This is a genomic window from Shinella sp. WSJ-2, assembly GCF_003432075.1.
Lineage (GTDB): Bacteria > Pseudomonadota > Alphaproteobacteria > Rhizobiales > Rhizobiaceae > Shinella.
This window is the reverse complement of record NZ_QWBU01000011.1, coordinates 38,761-62,306: the sequence shown is the minus strand read 5'-3', so window position 1 is coordinate 62,306 and position 23,546 is coordinate 38,761. Positions and strand designations below refer to the sequence as shown.

The window sequence follows — 23,546 nt, the reverse complement described above, 5'->3', positions numbered from 1 at the left end:
CGCTACTTCGTTACCAGCTTCGAGTCGGGCGCGAAATCCCCCAGCGCCGCCCGATCGAGAATGCGGTTGCGTGGCTCCGTCACGCGTAGGCGATAGATTCCGGAGAAATCCAGATCGCGAGCGACGAAGATCGAGACAAGTTCGCCCTGATGCTTGTTCAGCGTCGGGGGGATGTTTATCGATTGCTCGACGGCGATCGCGGCCGCCTGTTGGCCGGCGCTGGTCGTGTTTTGCGCATCCACATCGCTATCCTGCAAGCGGCTGTTCGCGTAGCTGGTCGCATCGCCAACGATGGAAAGGAGCAGCGCACTGCCGAACCGTTCCCACCAATGGGTATCGACGTAGCCATCAACACCGGCGCGGCCAAGCGCATCGGTCGCAGGAGAAGCGAGCGTGACGATCACGCCCTTCGGCGTCTTGGCCCGGTTCCACAAGACGAACAGGCGCTTCTGCCCCCGTTGCAGTCCGCCACGACATTCACCAACGACCTGTGTGCCCTTCTCCATGAGGACGACCCTGCCGTTGTCGGAGAGAACGTCTCGATTGATCACGCAGCTGCTGAATCCGGGCTGGTCCGACGCGAGCGCGGTTTCCAGCACGCACGGGATCGACGTCCCCATTGCGACAATGAAGTCACGATTGCCAAGTGTCCCGGCCCTAGAACCTTCGAGCTTCGTCGGCCGCAACAGGCCGTCGAAACGCTGTTGATCACTGTTCTGCTGGTTCTGGCTCATCATGGTGCTGTCGAGCGGCAGGAAATTGCTGTTCGCAGCAGTATCGGAATTGTCCGCTTCACGGCGCTGCGTCGCATTTTTCTGCCCGCCACTGAAGGCCATCACCGGCGCGCGACGAGCAGAATCCAGCAATTCGTCCTTCTCCTCGGGAACGGGTTCCACAACTGGGGTCGGGAGCTTCGCCTCGGGGGCGACCTCCTTCGGCTCGACCCTCTCCCTGGCGGCTTCGAAGGGCGTCGTCTGGCGAATGACGATGCGTTCCGGCTGCGCGTTGTCGTCTTTCGCCTTTTTCCCAGTCGTCGACCACAGAGCAAATCCGATGAACGCCACGACGGCGAGCGCAACCGCGCCTCGTTTCAGGACCGGGCTGTTGTCGATGCGCCGGCCGGTGACGGTTTCGGCGCGCTCACCGGGAATGCGGGTTTCGTCTTCCTGGGCCATGGTCTCCCCTTCCCTATTGCGCCGCGGCATCGCCCTTGACGATGCGCTCTACCGACGGTGAGGTCGTGTTGGTGTCCGGATTTATGCCAACACGGTCGTAGGCCTCGTTGAAGACGCACAGCACGTCCTTGCCGCGGCGCAGGATGAACTTGCGGCTGATAGCGTGAACCATCACCAGGTTGCCATCGACGGATTTTGGAACCAAGCTCTCGGAGCCGTCGGAATTCTCCATGTAGATGGCGGGCATTTCCTGATTCCCGACAAAGGCGAACGTCGTAACCTTGCCGTTGTCGTAGACGCTCTGAGGCTCCAGCGCCTGCGGTCCCTGTGCTGAGTAGCGCCAGTTGCGCGGGCCATAGGCTTCGTGAAGCGCGAGCACATTGTCAGCTTCCTTCGCCTGGTTGGCCAACGCGCGAGCGGCGACCTGCTGGCGGCGAAGTTCCGCTTCATCACCGGGATAGCGGAATTTCACATAGAAATAGGTGTTCTGCCCGACGTCGACGGAGCCGTCGCGAACGGTGAGCTCCATCTGGTAGCTGCGCGTCGAGCCGTCCCGCCGGGTCGTCACCACGGAGATGTTCGTCACCGGCTGGTTCTCGCGCGGCTTCAGGAACAGGATGTTACCGGCCGGGGCCACCTCCCACGCGACGCTGTTGCCGAGCGCGACATGCGCGATCTCCTCGTCGGCCGCGAATTCGACCTGCACAGAGGAGCGCAAGGTGCCGACGATCCTGGTAATGTTGAAGGGCTGGTAGTTCACGAACCGGACGCGACTATCCTGTGACGCGCCGCGCGGAATTTCGAGCGCGGTAGCCGTCGAGGCGGCTCCGGCAAGTAGGGCCGTAGCGAGGATGATCTTTCTTATCAATTGATTGCCTCCGGATCGGCGCGGTACTCGCTGACGGCAAAGCCGAGGGGGTTGACCAGCCGGTCCGTCGACGACATCGGGGCGTTGGCATAGGAGTAGGTGAGGGTCGCAACCCAGTGGCTCGTGCGAACCTCATCGCCGCGCGTGATCGTGCGCATGTAACGAACCGAGACTACATTCTGATTGATCAGCGAGATCGAGGCGATGTTGATCCTTGCGGTCGCGGCGCGGCCGTAGGTGTTCTGCGGCGATTCCGGATTGCTTCCGCGATAAATCGCCGAGAACCGCGCCTGCTCGGCCTGCGTCGAAAGCAAAGCAATCGTGCGGAAGTTTTCCTGCGCCTCGCTCCAGACATACCCTTCTCGAGCGCGGACATATTTGGCCGCAAAATACTTGGTGACGGCCTCATCGTAGGTGCCGGCTGAGGAGGTCAGCGCCGAGACGACATCGACGATGCCCGTGGAATTGTCGACACGCACGACGAAAGGCTCGACGGTCTTCAGCGGGATCAGGCCTGCGACTGCGAAGACGGATACGCCGGCGATAACGCTGGCGACGACCGCGATCGACCAGGCGATCCGGTTCGAGCGCTCGATCTGCATCATCCGATCTTGATCGAAACGCCGCGCTTTTTCGAAATAGCCCTTGAGATTGTCTGTCGAGACCATGTCCTCACCCCGCGCAACGGCGATGCGAGCCGTCGATATCGAGATGCGCGAAAGCAGCCGGTTCCCTGCCCTGCTCGGCAAAAGGTGTGGCCGAGGTGGAGGACCGCCGATCCGAATGCGGGCGCTTCAAAGTGCTGTCGCCTTCCCATTCCCACATCGCCCGATTCAATGGCCGGCGCGAATAGCCGTCGCATTTGGGAAGCGGATAGGTCAGCGAAGCGCACCCTCCGAGTGCGACAAGCATGACGAGAGAAACGATGGGCTTGATCATATGGGAATGGCCTTTTCTTGTTATTGAGATGCGCTCATGCACCGGCGCTTTTCGAGCCGAACGCACTGCCTGCGAAGCGTGCGCCGCGACCGATCATCTGGCCTGTGTATCGGGTACCCCTCGCGAGCATCCCCTCATGCGCATCCCGCGCCGTGGTGTAGCCGTAGGCTAGCGATGCTCCGCCGGACGCAAGGGCTGAAGCGATCGCCGGCAGTTGGTAGAAGACATAGAGAGCAGCGATGCCGATGGCGCAGAGCGCGATCGGGCGCATGAGAACGTCGGTATAGGCATCGATCGCCGTAAAGGTGGAATCGAGGCACGAGATCAGTAGCGCGCCGACGGCGACGACGAGAACCTGGAGGATGACGAAGTTGGCGAGCTGCCCGATCCATGCCTCGGTGAAGCGACGCGTCGATTGGAACATGGCGAGCGCTATGAAGATCGGGCCGATGGCCAGTACGATCGCGAGTGCCAGCCGGGCGTAGAGCGAGACGACATAGCCGATGCCGGCGACCAGAAAGCTGACGCCGATCACCATCATGCCGCCGATACCGGTGACGATATCGACCGGCCAGGAGGCGCGAGACCAGATGTCGGTCGCGGAAGCCTGGCCCTTGTCGAGCAGACTGTCGAACGTGCTGGCGCTGGGCGTCGTGCCGGTGTTCAGTGCCTGGGCAATCTCGCGCGGAAGGATATCGAAAAAGACGTTGGTGACGTAGGTTTGATACTCGCCGGCGTTTTTCACCAGCATGACGATGATCGCCAGTTTCATCGCCCGAAAAGCAAATTCCAGAACCGGATCCTGCACGGAGCCGCGCAGCACAAGGTAGCCATACAACACCACATAAAGCGTCACGGCTGCCGTCAGCGGACCTGTGACCCATTCGGCGATGTTCGAAGTCCCATCGGCGACGAACATTTCGAGCGGTCGTTTGAATTGGCCGTCGATGAACTCGAACACATTATACATAGCGCCCTACTTCCCCAGCGCCTTGCGCATGTTCTGGAGGCGGAGCTTGCCGTCGGCTGCTTCCGCGTTCTGGCAGTTGGCCGTCTCTCGCAGCTCGCCCGGGTTGTTCCGGCACTCGGCCATGATACGAGACAGCAATCCCTCGTCGGCGGTCAGCTGGTCGACGGTATAGGTCTGGTCTGTTTTCTCGGAGCAGGCCGCGAGGAGAAGAAGCGCCAAAACGAGCAGAGATCGCCTCATTGCAGCGCCGCCTTCATCGCATCCATGCGCTGGCGCCAGTCCTCGGCCTTGCGCTGTTCGTCGACCTGGTTCTGCGCCTGCTGAACCATGCGCAGACCTTCCATCCGCAGCACATCGGTCTGGAGAAACGCCTGTTCCGCTTGCAACCGCGCCTGGAGGTCGGCGATTTCCTTGGCATCGCTTGCCGTCGAAATCTTCTCACGAAGCTGGTCGATCCCGTCAATGCGCTTGGTGGCAGCGTCGTAAATCTGCTGCCCGAGGCTTATCTGACCGGCGTTCTTGTTCTGCACGCGCGCGAGTTCCTTGGCGTAGAAATCGTCGGCATCGGTGCGATAGGTGGAATTGCCCTCCAGGAACTTCGAGGCGGAATCCTTGAACACGCCGGTTCCGTCGCCCTTCAGGAGCCCTTCGATGGCCGCGAAATCCGATGGAAGCGCTTTGCGGATCGCCGGATCGTTGAGCACGCTCGCCACGTCAGCCATATCGGTCAGCTTGTTGAGCGAACCGTAGAGTTGCTGGGCCTGCTCGATCTGCTGGTGAAGGGCGTCGAGCTGCGACTTCAGCTGCGCGATGCTTTCGATGTGTTTCAGGATTGCCGTCTGGTCGATTACCGGGATCCCCTGCCCTGCCGCACCGCCGGCGGACAGGACAATCGCCGCTGCGAGCGCCGCAGCATGGAGTCGATAGGAAGCCATCAGCTTGCACTCCTTCTTGCTTGGAAAACGGGTAGCCAGTCCTTTGGATCGTTGCCGACTTTGGCGCGGATCGCGTCGAGCAGCTCGACATTGGCCGTTCGACCGGAGAGGATCGCGAGTTCGTCGTCGAAGCCGTTGAAATTCAATTCGGCGACGACGCTGTTATGGCCCTGCTTCAACACGAACCGCCGGCTCTCGACGGAGAGTTCTCGCGCGATCAACTCGTATTCGCGCTCAGTCAGCTTGAACCCCTCCACATAGTCGGCATGGTTGCCGCGGGAGTTGGGCAGAAAGATCTGCGTGGGGCATTGCTCGATGATCGTGTGCGCAATTGGCGAGATCAGCGCGTCGCGCGGGCTCTGCGTGGCAAACAGCATCAGCCCGTTTTGCTTGCGGATCGTCTTCAGCTTGTTCTGCGCGAGGTCGCGGAAGCCTTCGTCCTGCAGTGCTTTCCAGAATTCGTCGATGACGATGATGATCCGGCGGCCGTCGATCAGCTGCTCGACGCGGTGGAAGAGATACGCCATCAGCGGGGTGCGGATTTCTTCATTGTCGAGGAAGTCCGTCATGTCATAGCCGATGAACTTGCCGTTGCCGCCCAAGTCGCCGAAACCGATATCCTCGATGACATTATCGAAGACCCAGCCAAGCGGCCCTCCCCTCTCCCAACGCCGCAGCCGGGCCGCAATCCCTTCCAGGTCGGTGTTGTTGAGGAAGGTACGAAGTGCGCCGATCGTCCGCTGCTCTGTCGGTAGATCGGCAAGTCCGTCGATGGCGCCGGCGATATCGCGAAGTTCGGTGACGCTCAGTTCACGCGAGCCGGAACCGACAAGCTTGCCGACCCAACGGGTCAGGAAGACCTTGTTTGCCGGTGTAAGGTCGAGAGCCTTGAGGGGAGCGCAGCCGGTGGGCGTGCCATTCTTGAGGGGGAGATAGGTGCCGCCGGCGGCGCGGACATAAAGGTCCGCGCCGCGGTCCTTGTCGAAGAACACGACATGCGGATCGTGTTTTTCAAGCTGCGACAGCATGAAGTTGACGATCACGGTCTTGCCGGCGCCGGATGGGCCGCACATGAAGGTGTTGCCGAGATCGCCATAGTGGAGATTAAAGTAGTAGGGCGACCCGGAAGCCGTCTTGAGCAAGGCGACGGCCGGTCCCCACTCGTTGTCGTCTTTCTGCCCGATCGGATAGGAATGAAATGGCGACAGCGCGGCGAAATTGCGGGAGGTGATCGCTCCCGATCGCGCGCGGTAGCGGAAATTGCCCGGCAACTGCGCCCACCAGGCGGCTTCGAGACCGAGATCCTCGCGTGCCACGACCGCGCCGCCGTTCGTCAGGCTGGCGCGGGCCTTTGCAAGGCTATCCGTCAACTCCTTCACTGAGGCGGCGAAGACGGCGAGTGTCAGGTGGTGCTCGCCGAGCACGAACCGGTTCGATTCCAGATCGTCCATCGCGTCATCGAGCTCGCCGATCTGTGAGGCCGCCTTGTCGCCACTGCTGACCAGCTGGTTTTGCTTGCGGCCCATGATGACGCGGGCATCCGCCTTCGAGGCGAAGCAGAAGGATTGCGACAGGATCAGTTCGAAGCGACTAGTCAGAACGCCGTCCAGCATCCCCGTCCTGGTGCGGGCAGGATATTCCTTGATGCTCAACATGCCGGCAAACCGGCTTTCCGCTTCGTGGCGAATTTCGATAGTCTCGCGGCCGATGATGACGCGATCGGAATAGATGGCCGAAGAAATCCGGCCCTCGGTCAACGGGACCGGCTCGCGCCGGCCGCCCACCAACTGGTGAAGCACCTCGCTCGGTTCGGAAAACAGGACCCCTTCATGTTCGTAGAGGGAGAGCACGCGCGGCTCGAACCGTTTCAAGCCGGCAACGACGTCCACGACTTTGTCCTGTAGGTGCTTCAGTGCCTCCCCGTCCAGCTCGACGCCGGACCGGTATCGCTGCCGCAATCGGGACAGTAGCTTCGCGGCCTTGTCGGCCGGATCGCGCGCCGGCGACCAGAGGACGGTCAGATACAGGTCGTTGCGAAACAGGTCCTCGCGCACCATACGCTCGCGATACTTTTCGTTGAGCGCGGCCGAGAACGGCGTTGCGAACGTCCCGTCCGGATAGTCGCGATCACGGCGACGAACAAGATGAGTCCACAAGGCAAGCCGCTCATCCGCAATATTTCGATACAGCGTGTTCAGATCACGATGGAGCGCGTTGAGGTCGAGAACGTCGGCGGTCTCGAAGGACACGCCGTCGAGTGCCACCATCACCATCAAAGTGCGGGAGTCGAGTGCGACGGTGGTTTCGTCGACATGGCGCACATAGGGAATGAAGGTTTCCGGCGTGAGTTCGCGCGATTTCAGAGTGGCGACGCTAGGCATATCCGAGGTCCCTTTCGTCAAAGCGTCGGGCAAGCTTCAGCGGCGAAAGCGTGGCTCCGCCCCAATAGGCACCGTTCCGGGTCCGGCCGCGCGTTTCCACCCAGGCCACCAGGATCCGGAACATGTTGTGGTCGTGCTTGACCAGCGCCCGGAAGACGAAATGGAAGACGACGCCGACGAGCGCATAGGCTATCGAGCCCGCCGCCAGGTAGAAGATCGTGGTCGCCATGACGTTGATTCCCATGGCTTCCATCGTGACGCCGGCGATCATCGCCGGGCGCGTGCACGCGATGAACAGCGTGTCTTCCTCGAGTTCGGGTCGAGCGGCCGCCATGGGATCAGCTCCCGATGATCGTGCTGACGAGTTCCGAGGAGCCGGCGATGACGCCGATGCCGACGATCCAATACCCTGCGCGCCGTAGGTCCATGTAACCGAACATCCAGGCGAGCGCGATCAGGATGACGGCGATGGTGGCGAACAGCCTGAAGATGTTGCCCTGCAAAAGGTCGACGACGTTCTGCAGGATCGTCTCGATGCCGGCGGCCTGCGCAAAAGCCGGCTCGACCAGCAACGCTACCATAGCGAATGCCATCGCAGACGGGGCCGCAAACGCGCGGATACGGAAACTGAAAGTCATTCACTCTGCTCCATTTGATTTTTCTGAAACACCAGGACGGAAGAGCCGCGCCGGCTGTTGAAGACGTCCCACGTCGGCGCGGAAGCGATCGAGGCGGTTTCCCGCTCGGAGTTTTCCGCAACCACTTCTGCGACGACGTCGACCGGGGCGGAGGCGGCAGGTTCGTCGATCCCCCTCCCCTCCCCCGTATCCATGATCGTCAACCGAGCAATGGTCGGACCGAGCCACTTGATCTCCCGGCGGACCTGACCGTCGTAGTTGACCATCGCGCCAACCGAGGGATCGTCACGGCCATAGTAGGACCGAAGCATCACTTGCTCGGCCCTGGCGGGATCTGCGCCGGCCTTGACGGCCAGACGGTAGTAGCCGTCCAGCAGCGTGGCCGTGGCTTGCAGGTTCAGGCAGGGATCGAAGGCGTCGGAAATAGAGAGCTTCAGCTTTTGAAGCTCTTCGATCCCGATGCCGCCAAGGCCGAGCTGGATGTCATGATGCTCGGCCACCAGCGATGTGGCAATCTCGATTGCCTCGGCCTTCGATGCCGGCTGTGTCTTGAGCGGCCGGCCACTGTTGATGCGAATATTGAAAGGCGCGAACCGACTCTCGAGACTCACCACGCCGGCCAGAGTTTCGGACGCAACAAAGGGTGCGCAGGTCTGCGCAAGATCGAGAAAAGCAACGGGCATGCCTAGAACCAGATCCTCTGCTTGCGGACGCCGTCGATCGTCACATCGACGTATCGAGGTTTCTCACGGACCAGTGGACGGCTCAGGGTGTGGGCCATGCACTGGGTGCGGCCATCGTTTTGCTGCCAGCGTGGCGAGATCACGGAGCCATTGCTCCCGCCGGCACTGTCTCTGTCGCGCCGGCACAGGCTGTCGCTCACCGGCTGCATCGACGTCGACACGCAGGTTCCGTCGCGCCCGGTCGGGCCATAGCCGGCTGACAAACGGTATCCGTCGTTGCAATAATAGGGTTCGTACCGAAGGCGGGAGCTTTGGAAGCCAACACCGCTGCAGGTCGGGAAAGAACGGCCCTTGGCGAGCCATCTCCAGAGCTTCTGGATAGGCGGACGGCATTCAGCATATTGTGTCGGGCCGCCGGGGTTGGATAGGCACAGGACAACCTGGCAACCCCATTCGTCGGCACGAGCACTTTGTCCAGAACTGAGATATAGTGAACCGAACCCTAACGCCGTTATGACCGTACGAAAGAAAAGGCTCTTCATGCCCCCTACCCTCCGATTGAAACTTCGTTGGACAGGATACGAAGAATCGTCTCTCCCCAACGCTCATACTATGCAAATAATAGATAGTTAAATCGATGGCAAGCAAATTGAGTGACGGATGGCAAAGCCAAGCGCTATCGGCCTTCGCCGTGCGTGAGATTCTCGAAAAACCGCTCGAAGACGAGACGGCGCAGTCCCGGATCAAGCAGATCGGCGTGTTGAACATCCTTTATATGATGCACCTAGCCGGCGAAGCATTAACCCTCTCAAATATCATCAAATTTACCGGAATGACCCGAGGCGGGGTCGTCGAGACGATGGACTTGCTCGTTGCGCGCGGAGTGCTCGTTGAAACGCTTGGAAAGAACTCAATGGGTCGCGGAACGGCTAGACAGTTTGCGCTGTCTCCGGCAGTTTTTGCATTGCTTCGTGCTGCAGTCGGCGGCAGCTAAACGCAATTTAACTGATCATGAAATTCTAAGTGCGCAGCGCCATGCAACTGGGGCTGGGCGGAGCATTGATACTCTCCTGATTCGCCTGTCTGGGTCACGTTGGCGACCACGAAACGCCGTACTTGGGCTCCGGGGCCTACCTAAATTGAGTTTTCGACTCTTTTCTGTTCGTCGATTCCTACGCGAACTGACGGCCGTGTTCGGCTTTTTTGCTAGTGTTTCCAGCGCTGTAAGGTCGCTGGTCCGCCAGTAGGAGAGAGTTCATTAAGATTCTGTTAACCTTAAATAGCTTGTCCGGCGAACAGAATCGGCGCTTATTGCAACAGCGGTCTTTGCGCTCATGGGCCGCTTCAAAGCGCTGTTGGGAAGAGATTAGGTAAAAGATGAATCAAAAGGCTGAAGCTAGTAGTGGACCCTTGACCCTCGTTGAGTTGATCGAGCGGCACTCAAGCGCCCTCGGTGCCCAGTTGCAGGCGCATCATCTCAGTGTATTCCCGCCCGTCGCTAAGAAGAGCATTCGTCATTTTGCACCTTCCGAAGCTGCGAAGTTGATTGGGGTGCGTGAGGTCTATCTCCGTCAAATCTCAAATGACATTGAAGGCCTTGATATTTCGACCACCGCAGGCGGGCGAAGAATGTATTCGATCGAGGATATCGACAAGATTCGCAGGCACCTCGACAAGGTGGGCCGTGCTGATCGCATGTATCTCCCTCATCGTCGCAGTCACGAAGCCCTGCAGATCCTTTCCGTTATGAATTTCAAAGGCGGTTCCGGCAAGACAACGACATCGGCACACCTCGCGCAGTACCTAGCATTGCGCGGCTATCGGGTACTCGCGCTCGATCTTGACCCCCAGGCTAGCCTCTCGGCGCTGTTCGGCAACCAACCCGAACTCGACGTCGGCGAAAATGAAACCGTCTACGGTGCGATCCGCTATGATGATGAGCAACGACCGCTTAAGGAGGTGATTAGGGAGACCTATATCCCTGGCTTGCATATCGTTCCTGGGAATTTGGAACTTATGGAGTTCGAGCACGATACGCCGCGAGCGCTGATGAAGCGCAAACCGGGTGAAGCGCTGTTCTTCGCTCGCTTGAGCAATGTCATCGACAATGTTGAGGGTGACTATGACATCGTTGTGATCGATTGCCCTCCACAACTTGGATACCTTACGTTGTCAGCTCTGACCGCCGCCACATCGGTCCTCGTAACGGTGCATCCGCAGATGTTGGATGTAATGTCCATGAACCAGTTTCTGGCGATGGTCGCCGATCTTTTGCGAGAAGTTCAAGCGGCCGGTGGTGACGTAAACTTCTCGTGGTTGCGCTATTTGATCACGCGCTTTGAGCCAGCTGATGGGCCGCAGAACCAGATGGTCGGATACCTGCGCTCAATCTTCGGCGCTCATGTTCTAAATCACCCAATGCTGAAGACCACCGCCGTATCCGATGCGGGCATCACCAACCAAACTCTCTATGAGATCGAGCGTGGGCAATTCAACCGTAGCACGTATGATCGCGCGCTCGATTCGATGGACAGCGTTAACGGTGAGATTGAATCTTTGATCAAGAAGGCATGGGGCAGAGCAGCATGAGCAGGAAGAACCTTCTCAACCTGATCCAAGTTGAGCCGGACGCGCCACCTACGGGAGCGGAGAACAAACTTGTCAAACAGGTGGCCAATCAAGTTCGCGAGGAGAAGGCCAGGCAAGCCCGTGCTGACGATATCGAGAAGCGCCTAGCGGAGGGCCAGGCCGTAATAGAACTCGATACCGACAGCATTGATCCTTCGTTCGTTCAAGATCGCATGGTCGGCGACATAGAGGGGCTGCGGTCTTCAATACAAGATCAGGGACAGCAGGTCCCGATTCTCGTTCGTCCCCATCCTGACATGCCGGGCCGGTATCAAGTTGCCTTTGGGCACCGCCGTCTGCGGGCTCTAAAGGAACTCGGCCGGAACGCGAAGGCCATCGTCCGTGAGCTCACCGACGAAGAGCTGGTTGTCGCTCAGGGTCAGGAGAATAACGAGCGCGAGGATCTCTCCTATATCGAGAAAGCGCGATTTGCCTCTCGGCTGAACGAGCGCTTCACTCGCGATGTCATCACCTCCGCGATGTCGATCTCGAAGCCGGAGCTTTCAGTAATGTTGTCTGTAATTTCAGGGCTTCCACCCGAACTCATAGACGCCGTCGGCCCGGCGCACGGGGTTGGCCGAAGAAGTTGGCAAGATCTGTCTGGCGCATTGGAGAAGGCCGACACATCAGCGCCGGCAATCCAGTTCGCATCGACTCTTCAGGCGCTCCCCTCTCATGACCGTTTTAAGGAGGTTCTGGCTTTTCTCAAGCCTCGCCGCGTGGAGCGTGGTGCAGCAGGCGTGCTGTCGGCACCCGATGGCCGCAGGCTGGCGCAAGTGAAGAATAGCAAGACAAAAATGGAAATCACGATCGACAAGAAGGCGACGCCGGAATTCGCGGCGTTCCTTTTGGAGTGCGTGCCCGCTCTCTTTGCAGAGCAGTTGGCAAAACGTGAGAAGGAAACGTAACCCGCAAAAGAAAAGAGCCCCCAAACGGTTGCCCGTGGAAGCTCCTCTCAATCTGTAGCAAGCTGAGAATCGCATTTCCACGAATCTTCGTCAAGAGTCTTTGGCACCGTTTCGGTGATCGAATTTCTTTTGCCTTGTGAGAGGTAGAAGGTGATGAATACGGGAAGTGTGGCGGTGCCCTTTGGGCCTCGACCGATTTCACTTGCCGCCGTGAGGCGACAACTCGCTGCGGCCGACATAAAGGTCGGCAAGAGCGTGAATAAATGGAAGCTCAAGAAAGACGCCTCAGCGGCTATGAACCAGCTCGGACTGCAGTCGAATAGCCTAGCAGTGCTCGACGCATTGTTGAGTTTCTATCCCGAGGACGAGTTGCGGCAGGATGCCCAATTGGTGGTTTACCCGTCGAACCTTCAGCTTTCGCTTAGAGCCAATGGCATGCCTGGGTCCACAATGCGGCGTCATCTCGGTGCATTGGTCGAGGCAGGGCTGATCCTCCGACGGGACAGTGCGAATGGGAAGCGATATGTGCGAAAGGGTAGAACCGGAGAGATAGAGACCGCCTTCGGCTTTGATTTATCCCCTCTCCTCGCTCGAGCGGAGGAATTGGCCCACTTGGCGCAGCAAGTCGTGGCTGAACGGGCCGCTTTTCGCAAAGCGAAGGAGGACTTAACGATCTGCCGGCGGGACGTGCGTAAGCTGATTTCAGCGGCCCTGGACGAAGGCGCCCATGGTGATTGGCTCGCGATCGAGGATATGTACATCAAGCTTGTCGCCCGCCTCCCCCGAACGCCGTCGATTGCTGACATCACCGATATCCTCGATGAGATGGAGCTTCTCAAGCAGGAGATCGTTAATCGCTTGGAAAGTCTATCAGAAACTGAATTTGCAAGCACCAATGACGTCCATACTGAGCAGCACATACAGAATTCAAAACCCGAATCCCCCGCTGAATTTGAACCTAGCTCTGAAAAAGAGCAGGGCGCGACGCCGAGTGCGACCAGGCACCGTAACAGCGAACCGCGTAAGACCTTTCCCCTTGGCATCGTGCTGAAAGCTTGCCCGCAAATCGGCGACTTCGGGCCAGGTGGAGGGGTCACAAGCTGGCGGGATCTCATGTCCGCTGCAGTTGTCGTTCGATCAATGCTGGGCATAAGTCCATCTGCCTATCAGGATGCTTGTGAAACAATGGGCCCGGAAAACGCCGCTGTCGCGGTTGCATGCATACTCGAACGCGCCAACCTCATTAACTCCGCTGGAGGATATATGCGTGATCTAACGCGACGAGCGGACCGCGGCGAGTTCTCGCTTGGACCAATGGTCATGGCGCTTTACCGCGCCAATTCGCACAGCGTGGAAAGGGCTGGATAGCCATCTATGATGATATCGAATTTCCGACGCCTAAGTGAGGTTATTGGTTGATATCGACCTGTAACGGAGGGTTCTAGCCGGTGGTCGGGCGCGCAGGTCGTTCGTTGGCAGCGTACTATGACGGATCCATGTCGGATTCCGACCTTAGCCAATCGTCTTTACTTCGCACGACCGGAGTACCTTGCCCGCTTCACTCAGGAGAAAGAAGATGAAGTTCGTATCCTATCTCAGCTTCGCCAGTAACTGCCGGGAGGCGTTCGAATTTTATGCCGAGGTACTTGGTGGCGAAACCGTCGCGATGACCACCCATGGCGAGACGGCAGCGGGCGAACACGTTTCCAAGATTGGCAGGACAAGATTATCAATGCCCCTCTTACCGTGGGCGACCAGGAGCTCATGGGCGCGGACTCCCCGCCGGATATTGGCGGCGCTGCCAAGGCGGGTTTCAGCATATCAATCCAGCTTGATGACGAAGCGGATGCCGAGCGCATTTTCAACGCCTTTACAGAAGGCGGCGCCGTTATGATGCCCTTTGGACAGACCTTCTGGGCGATACGGTTCGGCATGGTGACAGACAGATACGGAACTCCTTGGATGATCAACTACGGAACGGCAGGTTAGACTCTCCCCGCGGGCCTTTTGATCAGGCGCGTAAGCTCGACCTTCGACGAGCGCCAATCAAATGCTCGCATAGAGCGCGCTGGCCCCACTCGCAATTCTGCTCGGGGGGAGCAGTCCAAGCCCCTCTCCTCTCCCTCTTGTTTCGCATCAGTGATATGATGGGAGCAATGCGGCGCGCTCGACGGAGATGGATTAGGGGAAGACTTGCCCTACTGGCTGCAGTAGGACTGGTCTTCTGCATGGGGGTGAATCCCGCAATTGCGCAAAGAGAGTGGCGTGCGCCGCCTTGTCTTTATTCCGCGACCACCAGCACCGGATCGCTCTGTGTCCGCGCAACGAGCTTCAATCGCGACATCTGCGCGGCGCTTGCCCATTTTGCCGGGAGGAACGATCTACCGCCCGATTTCTTCGCACGGCTGATCTGGACGGAAAGCCGGTTCCGTCCAGATGCCGTCAGCCCGAAGGGCGCGGAGGGAATAGCGCAATTCATTCCCTCCACTGCAAGACTCCGCGGCCTGTCGAACAGTTTCGACGCTCTGGAGGCATTGCAGAAATCGGCCGAGTATCTCGATGACCTGCGGGACCGGTTCGGTAATCTCGGCTTAGCCGCCGCTGCCTACAATGCAGGGGAAATCGGAATGCGGACATTCCTGAAAACCGGAAGCCTGCCGCAGGAGACCCGCAATTACGTCCTAGATATCACGGCACATCCGGCAGAGGATTGGCGGAACAACGCGCCTACGGCGATCGATCTGCGTCTCGACGGGCAGAATCTTTCGAGGACGCCTGTATCGCACTTGCCGATACGCGGCGCCTCAAGCCTTTGGAATTCGAAGCAGAAGGCATTTGGGCGCCGTGGGGTGCGCAGCTGGCAGGACATTTCCAGAAGCCGGTGGCAGTGAGACTCTTCCAGTCGGTCGTCCGGTCCCTGCCCGCACCGCTGAACAAGGAAAAGCCGCTGATCCAGAAGGAGCGCAACCGTGCCTTCGGGGCAAGGCCTCGATACACCGCCCGCATCGGCCGCGAAACGCGGCAGGAAGCCGAGGCGGTATGCCGTGAAGTTCGCAAGTGCGGAGGTGCCTGCATCGTTTTTAAGAACTGACCGGGACCAGCGGTTACCCCTCCCCTCCTCGCCGCCGATCTCTCATCTCGACGCCGGCGTGAAAACGCGTAGCAGATGATACGGCGAAAGAGATCCTTCGGTGCGAATTCTGCCAGGGGAAGCGCTCCGCATGGATCTGCGTCGCGAAGTGCCCCTTCGCGAAGGAACAGGGAGGAGTTCAGCGCGGCGCGCCGACGTGCGCGTCGATTTTCTCACCGGATTTGCGGAGTGTTCCGTGGCTCGTGCCAGTTCGCCCAAAAGGCACGCAAACCGTTTTTGCTCGCCAACTCGGTGTCCCCTTCCAGAGCGCTGGTCAGGTTCGCTACACATCGATGAAGTGGGAGCTGGCCAACGAAGTTGAGCGCGTCTAGCCCATCATCGAGAAGCTCGCCGATCAGATTGTTGCAGTCGCCTTCGAGTGAGGGTTCGGGAATGAAGCCCGAAAGCTATCGGTCTCGACCGGGTGTTGATCGAACTGGCGTAGATCGTCTCGGGGACGACCGCGAGAATTTCACTTTGCGCGGCGCGCATTCGCCGGTTCGTGAAAATGCCGGTTTTGCTTCCACGAAACACGACCTTGATCGACAGAGGGTTACCATGTTGGACAACGTCAAGTCGTCTCGCCCACATACGAAACGCTAACGGCACGGCTTGTCTCAAGTCTGCTGCCGTCAAACCTGAGCTTCTCTCCCTTTCGGCCAAACAAAAATGGAGACTCACCTTGCCGATTGGCCGACTAGCCGCGCGTTTTTTCTACTAACGCCGCGCTGCGAGTCCTTGATCTCATCCAATCAACGCAGAAGTCGCCTAAAGTCGTCCTGACCGTCGCTAGATCCAGGACTCCTCTGACATATGGGCGACAGGGTCGACATGAATTATCCGCGGATAACTGCGCTAACTAATTGAAAGTTATGTCTTTTCCTCCTCGCTTTAGACCAATGGCTGGATGGTATTCAACCCAGGGCACACCGATCGCGGGAATAGATAACGACCCCCTAAATGATGAGCGGGGCAGATTGGCGAAGGAGCGGGATGATAAAATGAATATCTTTCAACGAGATAGCCAGGTTATCCGCGGATAACGATCAATAGCGAGACCGAGGCGATTTGATTGGCAACTGACCGAGGTGCTCTACGGCTCATCGCCCTCGCCTGTGGAGAGGTCGAGTCAGAGCCCCGAGAGTGCCTGGCGAAACTATTGTCCGGGCGAGCAGTCGTTGTCACGACATTCAAATCCCGTCACGTACCGGCGGGTCATCACTATCGTACGAGGCATGGGCGGTGACGTACAGGGTCAACCTCCCGTGCGTCCGCTGCATGTAGGTCCCTGGCGTGTGCATCTCGGGCCTGTCCGCGAGCGTTGAGTATGAACGGGCGGGGAGGGACGGCGGAGAGCACGAGGCCATGGTTCAAAGGTTCGTCTTTATGGCGTGCTGCTCGATGAGAGAGCGTTTTGTGATGAGCCTGTAATGAATAGGCCGTGGCCAATGAATGTCTCTCGGCTGCGGCGCCCCGCGGGGGAGGGGAGGGGCGGCGAGCCAGGCCCTGGCGCCTGACGCTCGTCCTATGCGTATGCGATACGCAGCGAGGACAGGTCGAAGCGGAGACTGCAAGCCGCGCGGCGATCGCCGCTGGTGCGCAGCCGGGAGTGATCAAGGTGCCATCGACCGTATCGAGTCGGACATTGGCCGCGGGCTTGGTCGCCAGCGATTTATGCCTAGCTCGCGCGGATATTCGTTCCGTTATTGTCTGGCCACCTTCCTCTTGGGGGGCGCAAGTAGCGCGAATGCGGGGGAGGGATGGCGGTGATGAGGAAAATAAAGATGGTAGCCCTCGAATGTCTGCCGCCAGTTGGTCAGTACCTCGACAAGCGCGCCGCTTTCCAGGTCCGGCTTGGCCTGGCTCTCCGGCAAATGCCCGAAGCCTGACAGGGCGGCCGGGTGGACACAGGACCGCATATCGAACATGAGTTGCCTATTAACCTTTACGCTATGCTCCCCGCCCCTTTACTGGAAGGTCCAGGCGAAATGCTCGCTATGGGTCGGTTAGAAGTTTCAACGATTCCGATTGATCGCGCCGTTTGTCGACGACTAGATAACTTGTTCAAACGATGAGCAGTTTGACAAATGATGATTTGTGAACGTCTCTCATGGCACGCGAGGAGAGACTCGGTTGCCGGCGGCGGTTCTGCAGGCTTCAGAAATCCTGCAGACCGTCCAAAAACTCGATCGAGGAAAATCTCGGCAGAAAATGATCCTAGCAGGGCACCCATTCTTCGCTTTCGTCAGAGCAGGCTCCGCGAAATGGGCTACTTTGAAGAATGAGATTCCACCCCACCAAATTCATTATGAGTGTTCGGACGGTCTGCAGGATTTTAGCGACAGCTTACGACCCCATTTCAGTCATTGACCTGGCAACCAACATTCTCCGATAGAGGACTCTTTGCCGTACGGTGCGGTCAGCGCCTGTGCCACGGTTCATTGACATGGGTGAGCCAGACCAACTCGGGTTCGAGGGCACGGACAAGCATCTGGCCCTCCGACGCAGGCTCGTCCAATTCGCCGAACCAGACAGCGACATCACCTCCGACGATTGTTGGGTGCGCACCCGACTCGATGACCACGATCTGCAAGCCGTCCGAATGGCCAGGTGCGGGAAGCAAGCGAATGCCCGGCAGAAGCTGGTGCTCGCCCTCGATAATCCGGTAGGACACACCGGGCGGATCGACCCATTCTGGAATGGTGTAATCTGCGATGCTGCGGGCATCTTCGAGTTCTCTGCGCTGAACATAAATCGGCCTGCCGGCAAACAGATGATTGTTGCCGCAGTGGTCGAAGTGAAGGTGGGTGTTGACGACGATGTCAATGCTGTCCGGATCGATGTCGAAGGGATAGAGCCGGGGATCCATGTCGGCGGCCATGGGGTGGATGTCTCTGACGCCGGTATCGATAAGAATGCGCGCTTCAGGATGATCGATCACATGCACATTGACTGGCATGCGCTCGTCTCCGGCCAGAAGATCGGCAACAAGATGGCGTGTGACCGTGATTGTTGTCATATTCGGCTCCGGTATCTAACCAGGGTTTGTGAGCGAAAGCGCGGGACGTTCTGTCTGAGCGACACCGTCGGTCCAGGTTTCATTATCCGGCATCATCTGCCCTCTCGTTGAAATGTCGGCATCATGACATCTGGTGACGCGGCCGCCGTGCGAAGGTCAGAGCGGTTCTGTCCACGCCGGAAAATAAGTTGACATCAACGCTATTGTCAAATTTGTTGCCTTGGACCGATACACGGAGATTTTGGAACATGGCGAAGATCGTATTCGGAATGAACCTGTCCCTCGATGGATATGTCGATCATCAGAATTTGCCGGCACCCGATGCCGCACTCTTTCAGCACTGGACCGAGCATGTTCGCGATTTGACCGGCAGCATCTACGGTCGCCATGTGTACGAAGACATGCGCTACTGGGACGATGACCAAGCCGATTGGACCCCGGAACAACGCGATTTCGCGGTGGTGTGGCGTCGCCAGCCGAAATGGGTCGCATCGCGCTCGCTGCAGTCGGTCGGCCCCAACGCCACATTGGTCGCCAACGATCTTGAGGCGGTGATACGCAAGCTGAAAGCCGATCTGACGGGAGAGATAGCCGCTTCCGGACCAGGATTGGCGCAAAGCCTGACCAATATGGGGCTGATCGACGAATATCGCCTCTACCTTCACCCCGTGGTGGTCGGTCACGGCAAGCCCTTCTTTCTTGGACCTCGGCCACCCCTGCGCCTTGTGGCCAGCGAACGGATCGGCGGTGAAGTCATCAGGTTGACCTTCGTTCCCGCTTGATTGAAGGCGCTGCTAAACACGTCCGCATTAAGGTGAAGGCCGCTGCTCACTTAGTACAAGAGGCCCGATTTTGAATTGGTTTCGCGTTTGACTTTTGCAACGTCGCAGGAACCAAGTTTCTGCGATCGCCTTTACCGTCGCTCGATGCTGCTTAGACAGCGCTGCGGCCTGATGAGGTTGTCCGAAACCGGTCCCGATGCCGCTGGTCGCGGCGGATATCTCGGCGGCGGCATGGCCGAGCTGCTTTTGCAGATGGCGCTCGTCGACCTCGGCCGAGGAGGCGAGGCCGGCAGGCGATGAATGGCCGAGGATTTAAGGCCCGCGCGATTTCCGGAAGATCACCGCGCATGCCGGCCTTCTCTCCGGTTATCGTGTGGTCATCCTCCGTTTCAACGCATCGACAAGAAGTGCGAATGCGGGGGAGGGGTGGCGGCGATGGGGATAATAGATATGGTAGCCCTCGAATGTCTGGCGCCAGTTGGCCAACACCTCGACAAGCGCGCCCCTTTCCAGATCCGGCCTGGCCTGTTCTTCGGGCAAGTAGGCCAGCCCAAATCCGGACAGGGCGGCCTGATGGACGCAGGACAGCGTGTTGAATACGAATTGGCCAGTGACCCTTATCCGTTGCTCCTTGCCTCCTTTGCGAAACGTCCAGGCGAAATACTCGCCATGGGTCGGAAGGCGAAGATTGATGCAGGAATGGGCCGTCAGGTCCTGCGGCGCATGGAGAGCCCGCCGGTCGCGCAGATAGATTGGGCTGGCGACGACCGCCATGCGGGTGTCCGGGCTGATGCGAACGGCCGCCATATCCTGGGAAACGAGGCCTCCGCGGCGTATCCCGGCGTCGTAGCGCCCGCTGACGATATCCGTGAGGCCGTAATCGGCGGTAATCTCAAACGATATGTCCGGATAAACCGGCGCCAGCTGCTCGATTGCCGGCCACAGGACGTGGTGAACGGCAAATTCGTCTGCCGAGATCCGGATCGTGCCCGCCGGCCTGTCGCGCAACTCGCTGAGGCTTGCGACGCCCTCGTCGATTTCGCGTAGCGCCGGGCCGATTTTCGCAAGAAGGCGCTCGCCGGCTTCTGTTGGCGCCACGCTGCGAGTGGTTCGGGAGAGCAACCGCATGCCGAGGCGTTCTTCAAGCCCGCGAATGCTTTGACTCAGGGCCGATTGCGACACGCCGAGACGGGCGGCGGCGCGGGTGAAGCTACCTTCCTCGGCGACGGTGGTGAAGGCATGCAGGTCGCGCAGGTTTTCCGCTGGCATTGATTAGCTCCGCTAATGTCGGCATGCGGATTATAGCGTCTAATCAAGGGGACGCTCCAGTCCTATCTTGGCTGCATAGATCAGAGAGCCAAGAGGAAATACGATCATGAAACCCGTGACGTTCAGGAACCGGACCTGGGATGTGGCAGCGAACCTGCATCTTCCGAAGGACTTCGACGAGAGCAGGAAATACGCGGCGATCGTCTGCGTGCATCCGGGCAGCAGTTGCAAGGGGCAGACGGCCGGCATCTATGCCGGGAAGCTCGCCGGGGAGGGGTTCGTCACCATCGCCTTCGATGCGTCCTTCCAGGGCGAGAGTGGCGGTGAGCCGCGCTACATCGAGGATCCGGCGACCCGCGTCGAGGATGTACGCTGCGCCGTCGATTACCTGACGACGTTGCCCTTCGTGGACGAGGAGCGGATCGGGGTGCTCGGCGTGTGCGCCGGCGGCGGCTATGCCGTGAACGCGGCCATGACCGAGCACCGCATCAAGGCGGTTGGAACCGTTGTCGGCGTGAATATCGGCCGCGCCTATCGCAGCTACGGCGCGATCCCCATGTTGGAAAACATCGGCAAGCAGCGCACGGCCGAAGCGCGTGGCGTCGAGCCCTTGATCGCCAACTGGATTCCGGACAGTGTCGAGGAACGCGAGAAGGCAGGCATGGACGATGTCGATATCGTCGAGGCTGTCGACTACTATCGCACGCCGCGGGGCCAGAACGAATGTTCGCCGAACAAGCTGCGCTTTACGAGCCTTGCCAGCGTGCTGGCGTTCGATGCTTTCAATCTGGTCGAGGACCTGCTGACCCAGCCGATCCAGATCGTCACCGGCGACGTCCCGGGGCAGTTCGGCTCGATGCAGGAGGGCAGGGACCTGTTCGCGCGCGTCAAGGGCGAGAAGAATCTGTTCGTCGTGGAGGGCGCCACGCACTACGACCTCTACGACCGGCCGGAACCCGTCGGGAAGGCGGTCGCAAGGCTTGCCCCCTTCTATCGCCAGCACCTCTGATCGGTGGAGATGCTGCGCGTGCCTTGCCTTCCGTGAGCTTCGAGGCCGGGTATATAAGAGGCCCGCCTTGACGGCGGGCCTCCGGGAGACGATCAGAAGTCCATGCCCGCGCCGGCCGGCAGGGCCGGAGCGGCATCCTTCTTGGGCTTCTCGGCAATCATTGCTTCCGTCGTGACAAGCAGGCCCGCTACGGAAGCGGCATCCTGAAGCGCGGTGCGGACGACCTTTGCCGGATCGATCACGCCCTGAGCGTAGAGGTCGCCGTATTCACCGGTTTGTGCATTCCAGCCGAACGAAAGATCGGCCTTCTCGCGCAGCTTGCCGACGATGACGGAGCCTTCCGCGCCGGCATTTTCAGCAATCTGCCGAACGGGCGCCTCAATGGCCCGGCGGATGATATCAATACCGACCCGCTGGTCCTGATTGGCCGCCTGGATATTGTCGAGAGCCTGGACCGCCCGCAGCAACGCAACGCCGCCGCCGGGCAGGATGCCCTCTTCGACAGCCGCGCGGGTGGCGTGCAGTGCGTCATCGACGCGATCCTTCTTCTCCTTCACCTCGACCTCCGTCGAGCCGCCAACGCGGATGACGGCAACGCCGCCTGCCAGCTTGGCAAGGCGCTCCTGCAGCTTCTCCCGGTCGTAGTCCGAGGTCGTCTCTTCAATTTGCGCACGGATCTGGGCAACGCGTCCGTCGATCTCCGCCTTGGAGCCGACACCATCGATGATGGTGGTATTCTCCTTCTCGATAGCGACCTTCTTGGCACGGCCAAGCATATTCAAGGTGACGTTTTCCAGTTTGATGCCGAGGTCTTCCGACACGACAGTCCCGCCGGTCAGAATGGCGATGTCTTCGAGCATTGCCTTGCGACGATCGCCAAAACCAGGGGCCTTGACCGCCGCAATCTTCAGGCCGCCGCGGAGCTTGTTGACGACGAGCGTCGCAAGAGCTTCACCTTCCACATCCTCCGCGATGATCAACAGCGGTTTGCCCGACTGGACGACCGCTTCCAGCACGGGAAGCATTGCCTGCAGGTTCGACAGCTTCTTCTCGTGAATGAGGATGTAGGGCTCTTCGAGCTCCACACGCATTTTGTCCTGGTTGGTCACAAAATACGGGCTGAGGTAGCCGCGATCGAACTGCATGCCTTCGACCACTTCGAGTTCCGTGTCGGCGGTCTTTGCCTCCTCGACCGTGATGACACCTTCGTTGCCGACTTTTTCCATGGCTTGCGCGAGATAACGGCCGATTTCCTCATCGCCGTTCGCGGAAATGGTTCCGACCTGCGCGATCTCCGCGTTGCTGGTGATCTTGCGCGCATTCTTCTTGAGATCCTTCACCACGGCATCGACGGCGAGATCGATGCCGCGCTTCAGGTCCATGGGGTTCATACCGGAAGCAACCGCCTTGGCGCCTTCCTTGACAATGGCCTGGGCGAGCACGGTTGCGGTCGTCGTGCCATCGCCAGCGAGATCGTTGGTTTTCGAGGCGACCTCGCGCAGCATCTGCGCGCCCATGTTCTCGAACTTGTCCTCAAGCTCGATTTCCTTGGCGACTGACACCCCGTCCTTGGTGATGCGCGGCGCGCCGTAGGACTTGTCGATCACGACATTGCGCCCCTTGGGCCCAAGGGTTACTTTCACAGCATTTGCGAGCACATCGACCCCACGCAGCATGCGTTCACGGGCGTCGGTGCTGAACTTGACGTCTTTGGCAGCCATTTCTTTAACTCCTCAATAGGCAGCTATGTGACTGGTTGGATGGGTGGGGTCGCTCAGGCCGCCTTCTTCTGTTCGGCTCGGCCTTCGAGGATGCCCATGACATCGCTTTCCTTCATGATCAGCAGATCCTCGCCGGCGATCTTGATCTCCGTGCCAGACCATTTGCCGAAGAGGATGTAGTCGCCGACTTTTACGTCGAGCGGCTGGATCTGCCCGGCGTCGTTGCGCGCGCCCGGGCCGACGGCGATCACCTCGCCCTCTTGCGGTTTTTCCTTGGCGGTATCGGGAATGATGATCCCGCCCTTGGTCTTTTCATTCGATTCAACCCTGCGAACGAGAATGCGATCGTGAAGCGGTCGGAACGACATGTTTTCCTCCAATGGACAAACAGTGATGACGATGTTCACCCGGAGCCGGACCGGATGACCGGTCCGGGCGGGTACAGGACCTCTCATGAGCGCCCTGCGCGCAAAAATCTGGATTGTCGATTT

At 59.3% G+C, this 23,546-nt stretch carries 23 protein-coding genes and 2 pseudogenes; 8 read left to right on the top strand and 17 right to left on the bottom strand.

The window, feature by feature from the left end; translation table 11 throughout:
- Positions 1 to 2: 2 nt before the first annotated feature.
- The 12 genes from virB10 to D0Y60_RS25115 are packed head-to-tail and all read right to left on the bottom strand — an operon-like array spanning position 3 to position 9,131.
- Entirely contained in the window at positions 3 to 1,175 is a 1,173-nt protein-coding gene (gene virB10, locus D0Y60_RS20080) for a type IV secretion system protein VirB10 (RefSeq protein WP_117371738.1), read from the bottom strand.
- 13 nt (positions 1,176 to 1,188) lie between these two features.
- Positions 1,189 to 2,040, bottom strand: a complete 852-nt coding sequence (gene virB9, locus D0Y60_RS20075; protein ID WP_117371778.1) for a P-type conjugative transfer protein VirB9 — start codon at positions 2,038 to 2,040, stop codon at positions 1,189 to 1,191.
- Entirely contained in the window at positions 2,040 to 2,711 is a 672-nt protein-coding gene (locus D0Y60_RS20070; RefSeq protein WP_117371737.1) for a virB8 family protein, read from the bottom strand. Before D0Y60_RS20070 ends, virB9 begins: the two co-directional genes overlap by 1 nt.
- Positions 2,712 to 2,715: 4 nt before the next feature.
- Positions 2,716 to 2,982 (bottom strand): hypothetical protein, encoded by a 267-nt coding sequence (locus D0Y60_RS25120; RefSeq protein WP_117371736.1) that lies wholly within the window; start codon positions 2,980 to 2,982, stop codon positions 2,716 to 2,718.
- A gap of 34 nt (positions 2,983 to 3,016) precedes the next feature.
- Positions 3,017 to 3,952 (bottom strand): type IV secretion system protein, encoded by a 936-nt coding sequence (locus tag D0Y60_RS20060; protein ID WP_117371735.1) that lies wholly within the window; start codon positions 3,950 to 3,952, stop codon positions 3,017 to 3,019.
- A 6-nt stretch (positions 3,953 to 3,958) separates the two neighbouring features.
- The gene (locus D0Y60_RS20055; RefSeq protein ID WP_117371734.1) at positions 3,959 to 4,192 is read right to left on the bottom strand and encodes an EexN family lipoprotein; all 234 of its coding nucleotides are present in this window, start codon (positions 4,190 to 4,192) and stop codon (positions 3,959 to 3,961) included.
- Positions 4,189 to 4,887 carry a P-type DNA transfer protein VirB5 gene (gene virB5 / locus D0Y60_RS20050; protein ID WP_117371733.1) on the bottom strand — a complete coding sequence of 233 codons (699 nt, stop codon included), beginning with the start codon at positions 4,885 to 4,887 and terminating at the stop codon, positions 4,189 to 4,191. Before virB5 ends, D0Y60_RS20055 begins: the two co-directional genes overlap by 4 nt.
- The gene (locus tag D0Y60_RS20045; protein ID WP_117371732.1) at positions 4,887 to 7,268 is read right to left on the bottom strand and encodes a VirB4 family type IV secretion system protein; all 2,382 of its coding nucleotides are present in this window, start codon (positions 7,266 to 7,268) and stop codon (positions 4,887 to 4,889) included. The genes virB5 and D0Y60_RS20045 overlap by 1 nt, the downstream gene beginning before the upstream one ends.
- The gene (locus D0Y60_RS20040; RefSeq protein WP_117371731.1) at positions 7,261 to 7,602 is read right to left on the bottom strand and encodes a type IV secretion system protein VirB3; all 342 of its coding nucleotides are present in this window, start codon (positions 7,600 to 7,602) and stop codon (positions 7,261 to 7,263) included. Before D0Y60_RS20040 ends, D0Y60_RS20045 begins: the two co-directional genes overlap by 8 nt.
- Positions 7,603 to 7,606: 4 nt before the next feature.
- Positions 7,607 to 7,906, bottom strand: a complete 300-nt coding sequence (locus D0Y60_RS20035) for a TrbC/VirB2 family protein (protein WP_117371730.1) — start codon at positions 7,904 to 7,906, stop codon at positions 7,607 to 7,609.
- The gene (locus D0Y60_RS20030) at positions 7,903 to 8,589 is read right to left on the bottom strand and encodes a lytic transglycosylase domain-containing protein (RefSeq protein ID WP_117371729.1); all 687 of its coding nucleotides are present in this window, start codon (positions 8,587 to 8,589) and stop codon (positions 7,903 to 7,905) included. Before D0Y60_RS20030 ends, D0Y60_RS20035 begins: the two co-directional genes overlap by 4 nt.
- Before the next feature lie 2 nt (positions 8,590 to 8,591).
- Entirely contained in the window at positions 8,592 to 9,131 is a 540-nt protein-coding gene (locus D0Y60_RS25115; protein ID WP_117371728.1) for a hypothetical protein, read from the bottom strand.
- Positions 9,132 to 9,226: 95 nt separating this feature from the next.
- Between D0Y60_RS25115 and D0Y60_RS20020 the strand changes: the two genes are divergently transcribed.
- The 6 genes and pseudogenes from D0Y60_RS20020 (at position 9,227) to D0Y60_RS19995 (ending at position 15,216) form a co-directional block, all read left to right on the top strand.
- Positions 9,227 to 9,583 carry a transcriptional regulator gene (locus D0Y60_RS20020; protein WP_117371727.1) on the top strand — a complete coding sequence of 119 codons (357 nt, stop codon included), beginning with the start codon at positions 9,227 to 9,229 and terminating at the stop codon, positions 9,581 to 9,583.
- Between the two features lie 383 nt (positions 9,584 to 9,966).
- Complete coding sequence (gene repA, locus D0Y60_RS20015) at positions 9,967 to 11,178, top strand: plasmid partitioning protein RepA (RefSeq protein WP_117371726.1); 1,212 nt, start codon at positions 9,967 to 9,969, stop codon at positions 11,176 to 11,178.
- The gene (repB, locus tag D0Y60_RS20010; RefSeq protein WP_117371777.1) at positions 11,175 to 12,125 is read left to right on the top strand and encodes a plasmid partitioning protein RepB; all 951 of its coding nucleotides are present in this window, start codon (positions 11,175 to 11,177) and stop codon (positions 12,123 to 12,125) included. Before repA ends, repB begins: the two co-directional genes overlap by 4 nt.
- A gap of 153 nt (positions 12,126 to 12,278) precedes the next feature.
- Positions 12,279 to 13,493 (top strand): plasmid replication protein RepC, encoded by a 1,215-nt coding sequence (gene repC, locus D0Y60_RS20005; RefSeq protein WP_117371725.1) that lies wholly within the window; start codon positions 12,279 to 12,281, stop codon positions 13,491 to 13,493.
- 396 nt (positions 13,494 to 13,889) lie between these two features.
- Positions 13,890 to 14,114, top strand: a complete 225-nt coding sequence (locus D0Y60_RS25110) for a VOC family protein (RefSeq protein ID WP_245409247.1) — start codon at positions 13,890 to 13,892, stop codon at positions 14,112 to 14,114.
- 239 nt (positions 14,115 to 14,353) lie between these two features.
- A pseudogene (locus D0Y60_RS19995) lies at positions 14,354 to 15,216 on the top strand (lytic transglycosylase domain-containing protein).
- 2,458 nt (positions 15,217 to 17,674) lie between these two features.
- Here the strand turns inward: D0Y60_RS19995 and D0Y60_RS19985 are convergent.
- A complete protein-coding gene (locus tag D0Y60_RS19985) occupies positions 17,675 to 18,274 on the bottom strand; it encodes an MBL fold metallo-hydrolase (protein ID WP_117371723.1) in 600 nt (199 codons plus the stop codon).
- A 248-nt stretch (positions 18,275 to 18,522) separates the two neighbouring features.
- Between D0Y60_RS19985 and D0Y60_RS19980 the strand changes: the two genes are divergently transcribed.
- The gene (locus tag D0Y60_RS19980) at positions 18,523 to 19,056 is read left to right on the top strand and encodes a dihydrofolate reductase family protein (RefSeq protein WP_117371722.1); all 534 of its coding nucleotides are present in this window, start codon (positions 18,523 to 18,525) and stop codon (positions 19,054 to 19,056) included.
- Positions 19,057 to 19,207: 151 nt separating this feature from the next.
- On the opposite strand, the pseudogene D0Y60_RS25105 reads toward D0Y60_RS19980, so the two are convergent.
- Positions 19,208 to 19,411 (bottom strand): annotated as a pseudogene (locus tag D0Y60_RS25105) (integrase); the annotation flags it as partial.
- A gap of 11 nt (positions 19,412 to 19,422) precedes the next feature.
- Positions 19,423 to 20,325, bottom strand: a complete 903-nt coding sequence (locus D0Y60_RS19970) for a LysR family transcriptional regulator (protein ID WP_117371721.1) — start codon at positions 20,323 to 20,325, stop codon at positions 19,423 to 19,425.
- A gap of 106 nt (positions 20,326 to 20,431) precedes the next feature.
- On the opposite strand from D0Y60_RS19970, the gene D0Y60_RS19965 reads away from it, so the two are divergent.
- Positions 20,432 to 21,334 carry an alpha/beta hydrolase gene (locus tag D0Y60_RS19965; protein ID WP_199564237.1) on the top strand — a complete coding sequence of 301 codons (903 nt, stop codon included), beginning with the start codon at positions 20,432 to 20,434 and terminating at the stop codon, positions 21,332 to 21,334.
- A 92-nt stretch (positions 21,335 to 21,426) separates the two neighbouring features.
- Here D0Y60_RS19965 and groL read toward each other — a convergent pair whose 3' ends face one another.
- Together groL and D0Y60_RS19955 are read right to left on the bottom strand one after the other, a co-directional pair.
- A complete protein-coding gene (gene groL, locus D0Y60_RS19960; RefSeq protein WP_117371719.1) occupies positions 21,427 to 23,055 on the bottom strand; it encodes a chaperonin GroEL in 1,629 nt (542 codons plus the stop codon).
- 53 nt (positions 23,056 to 23,108) lie between these two features.
- Entirely contained in the window at positions 23,109 to 23,423 is a 315-nt protein-coding gene (locus tag D0Y60_RS19955; RefSeq protein ID WP_117371718.1) for a co-chaperone GroES, read from the bottom strand.
- Positions 23,424 to 23,546: the final 123 nt, after the last annotated feature.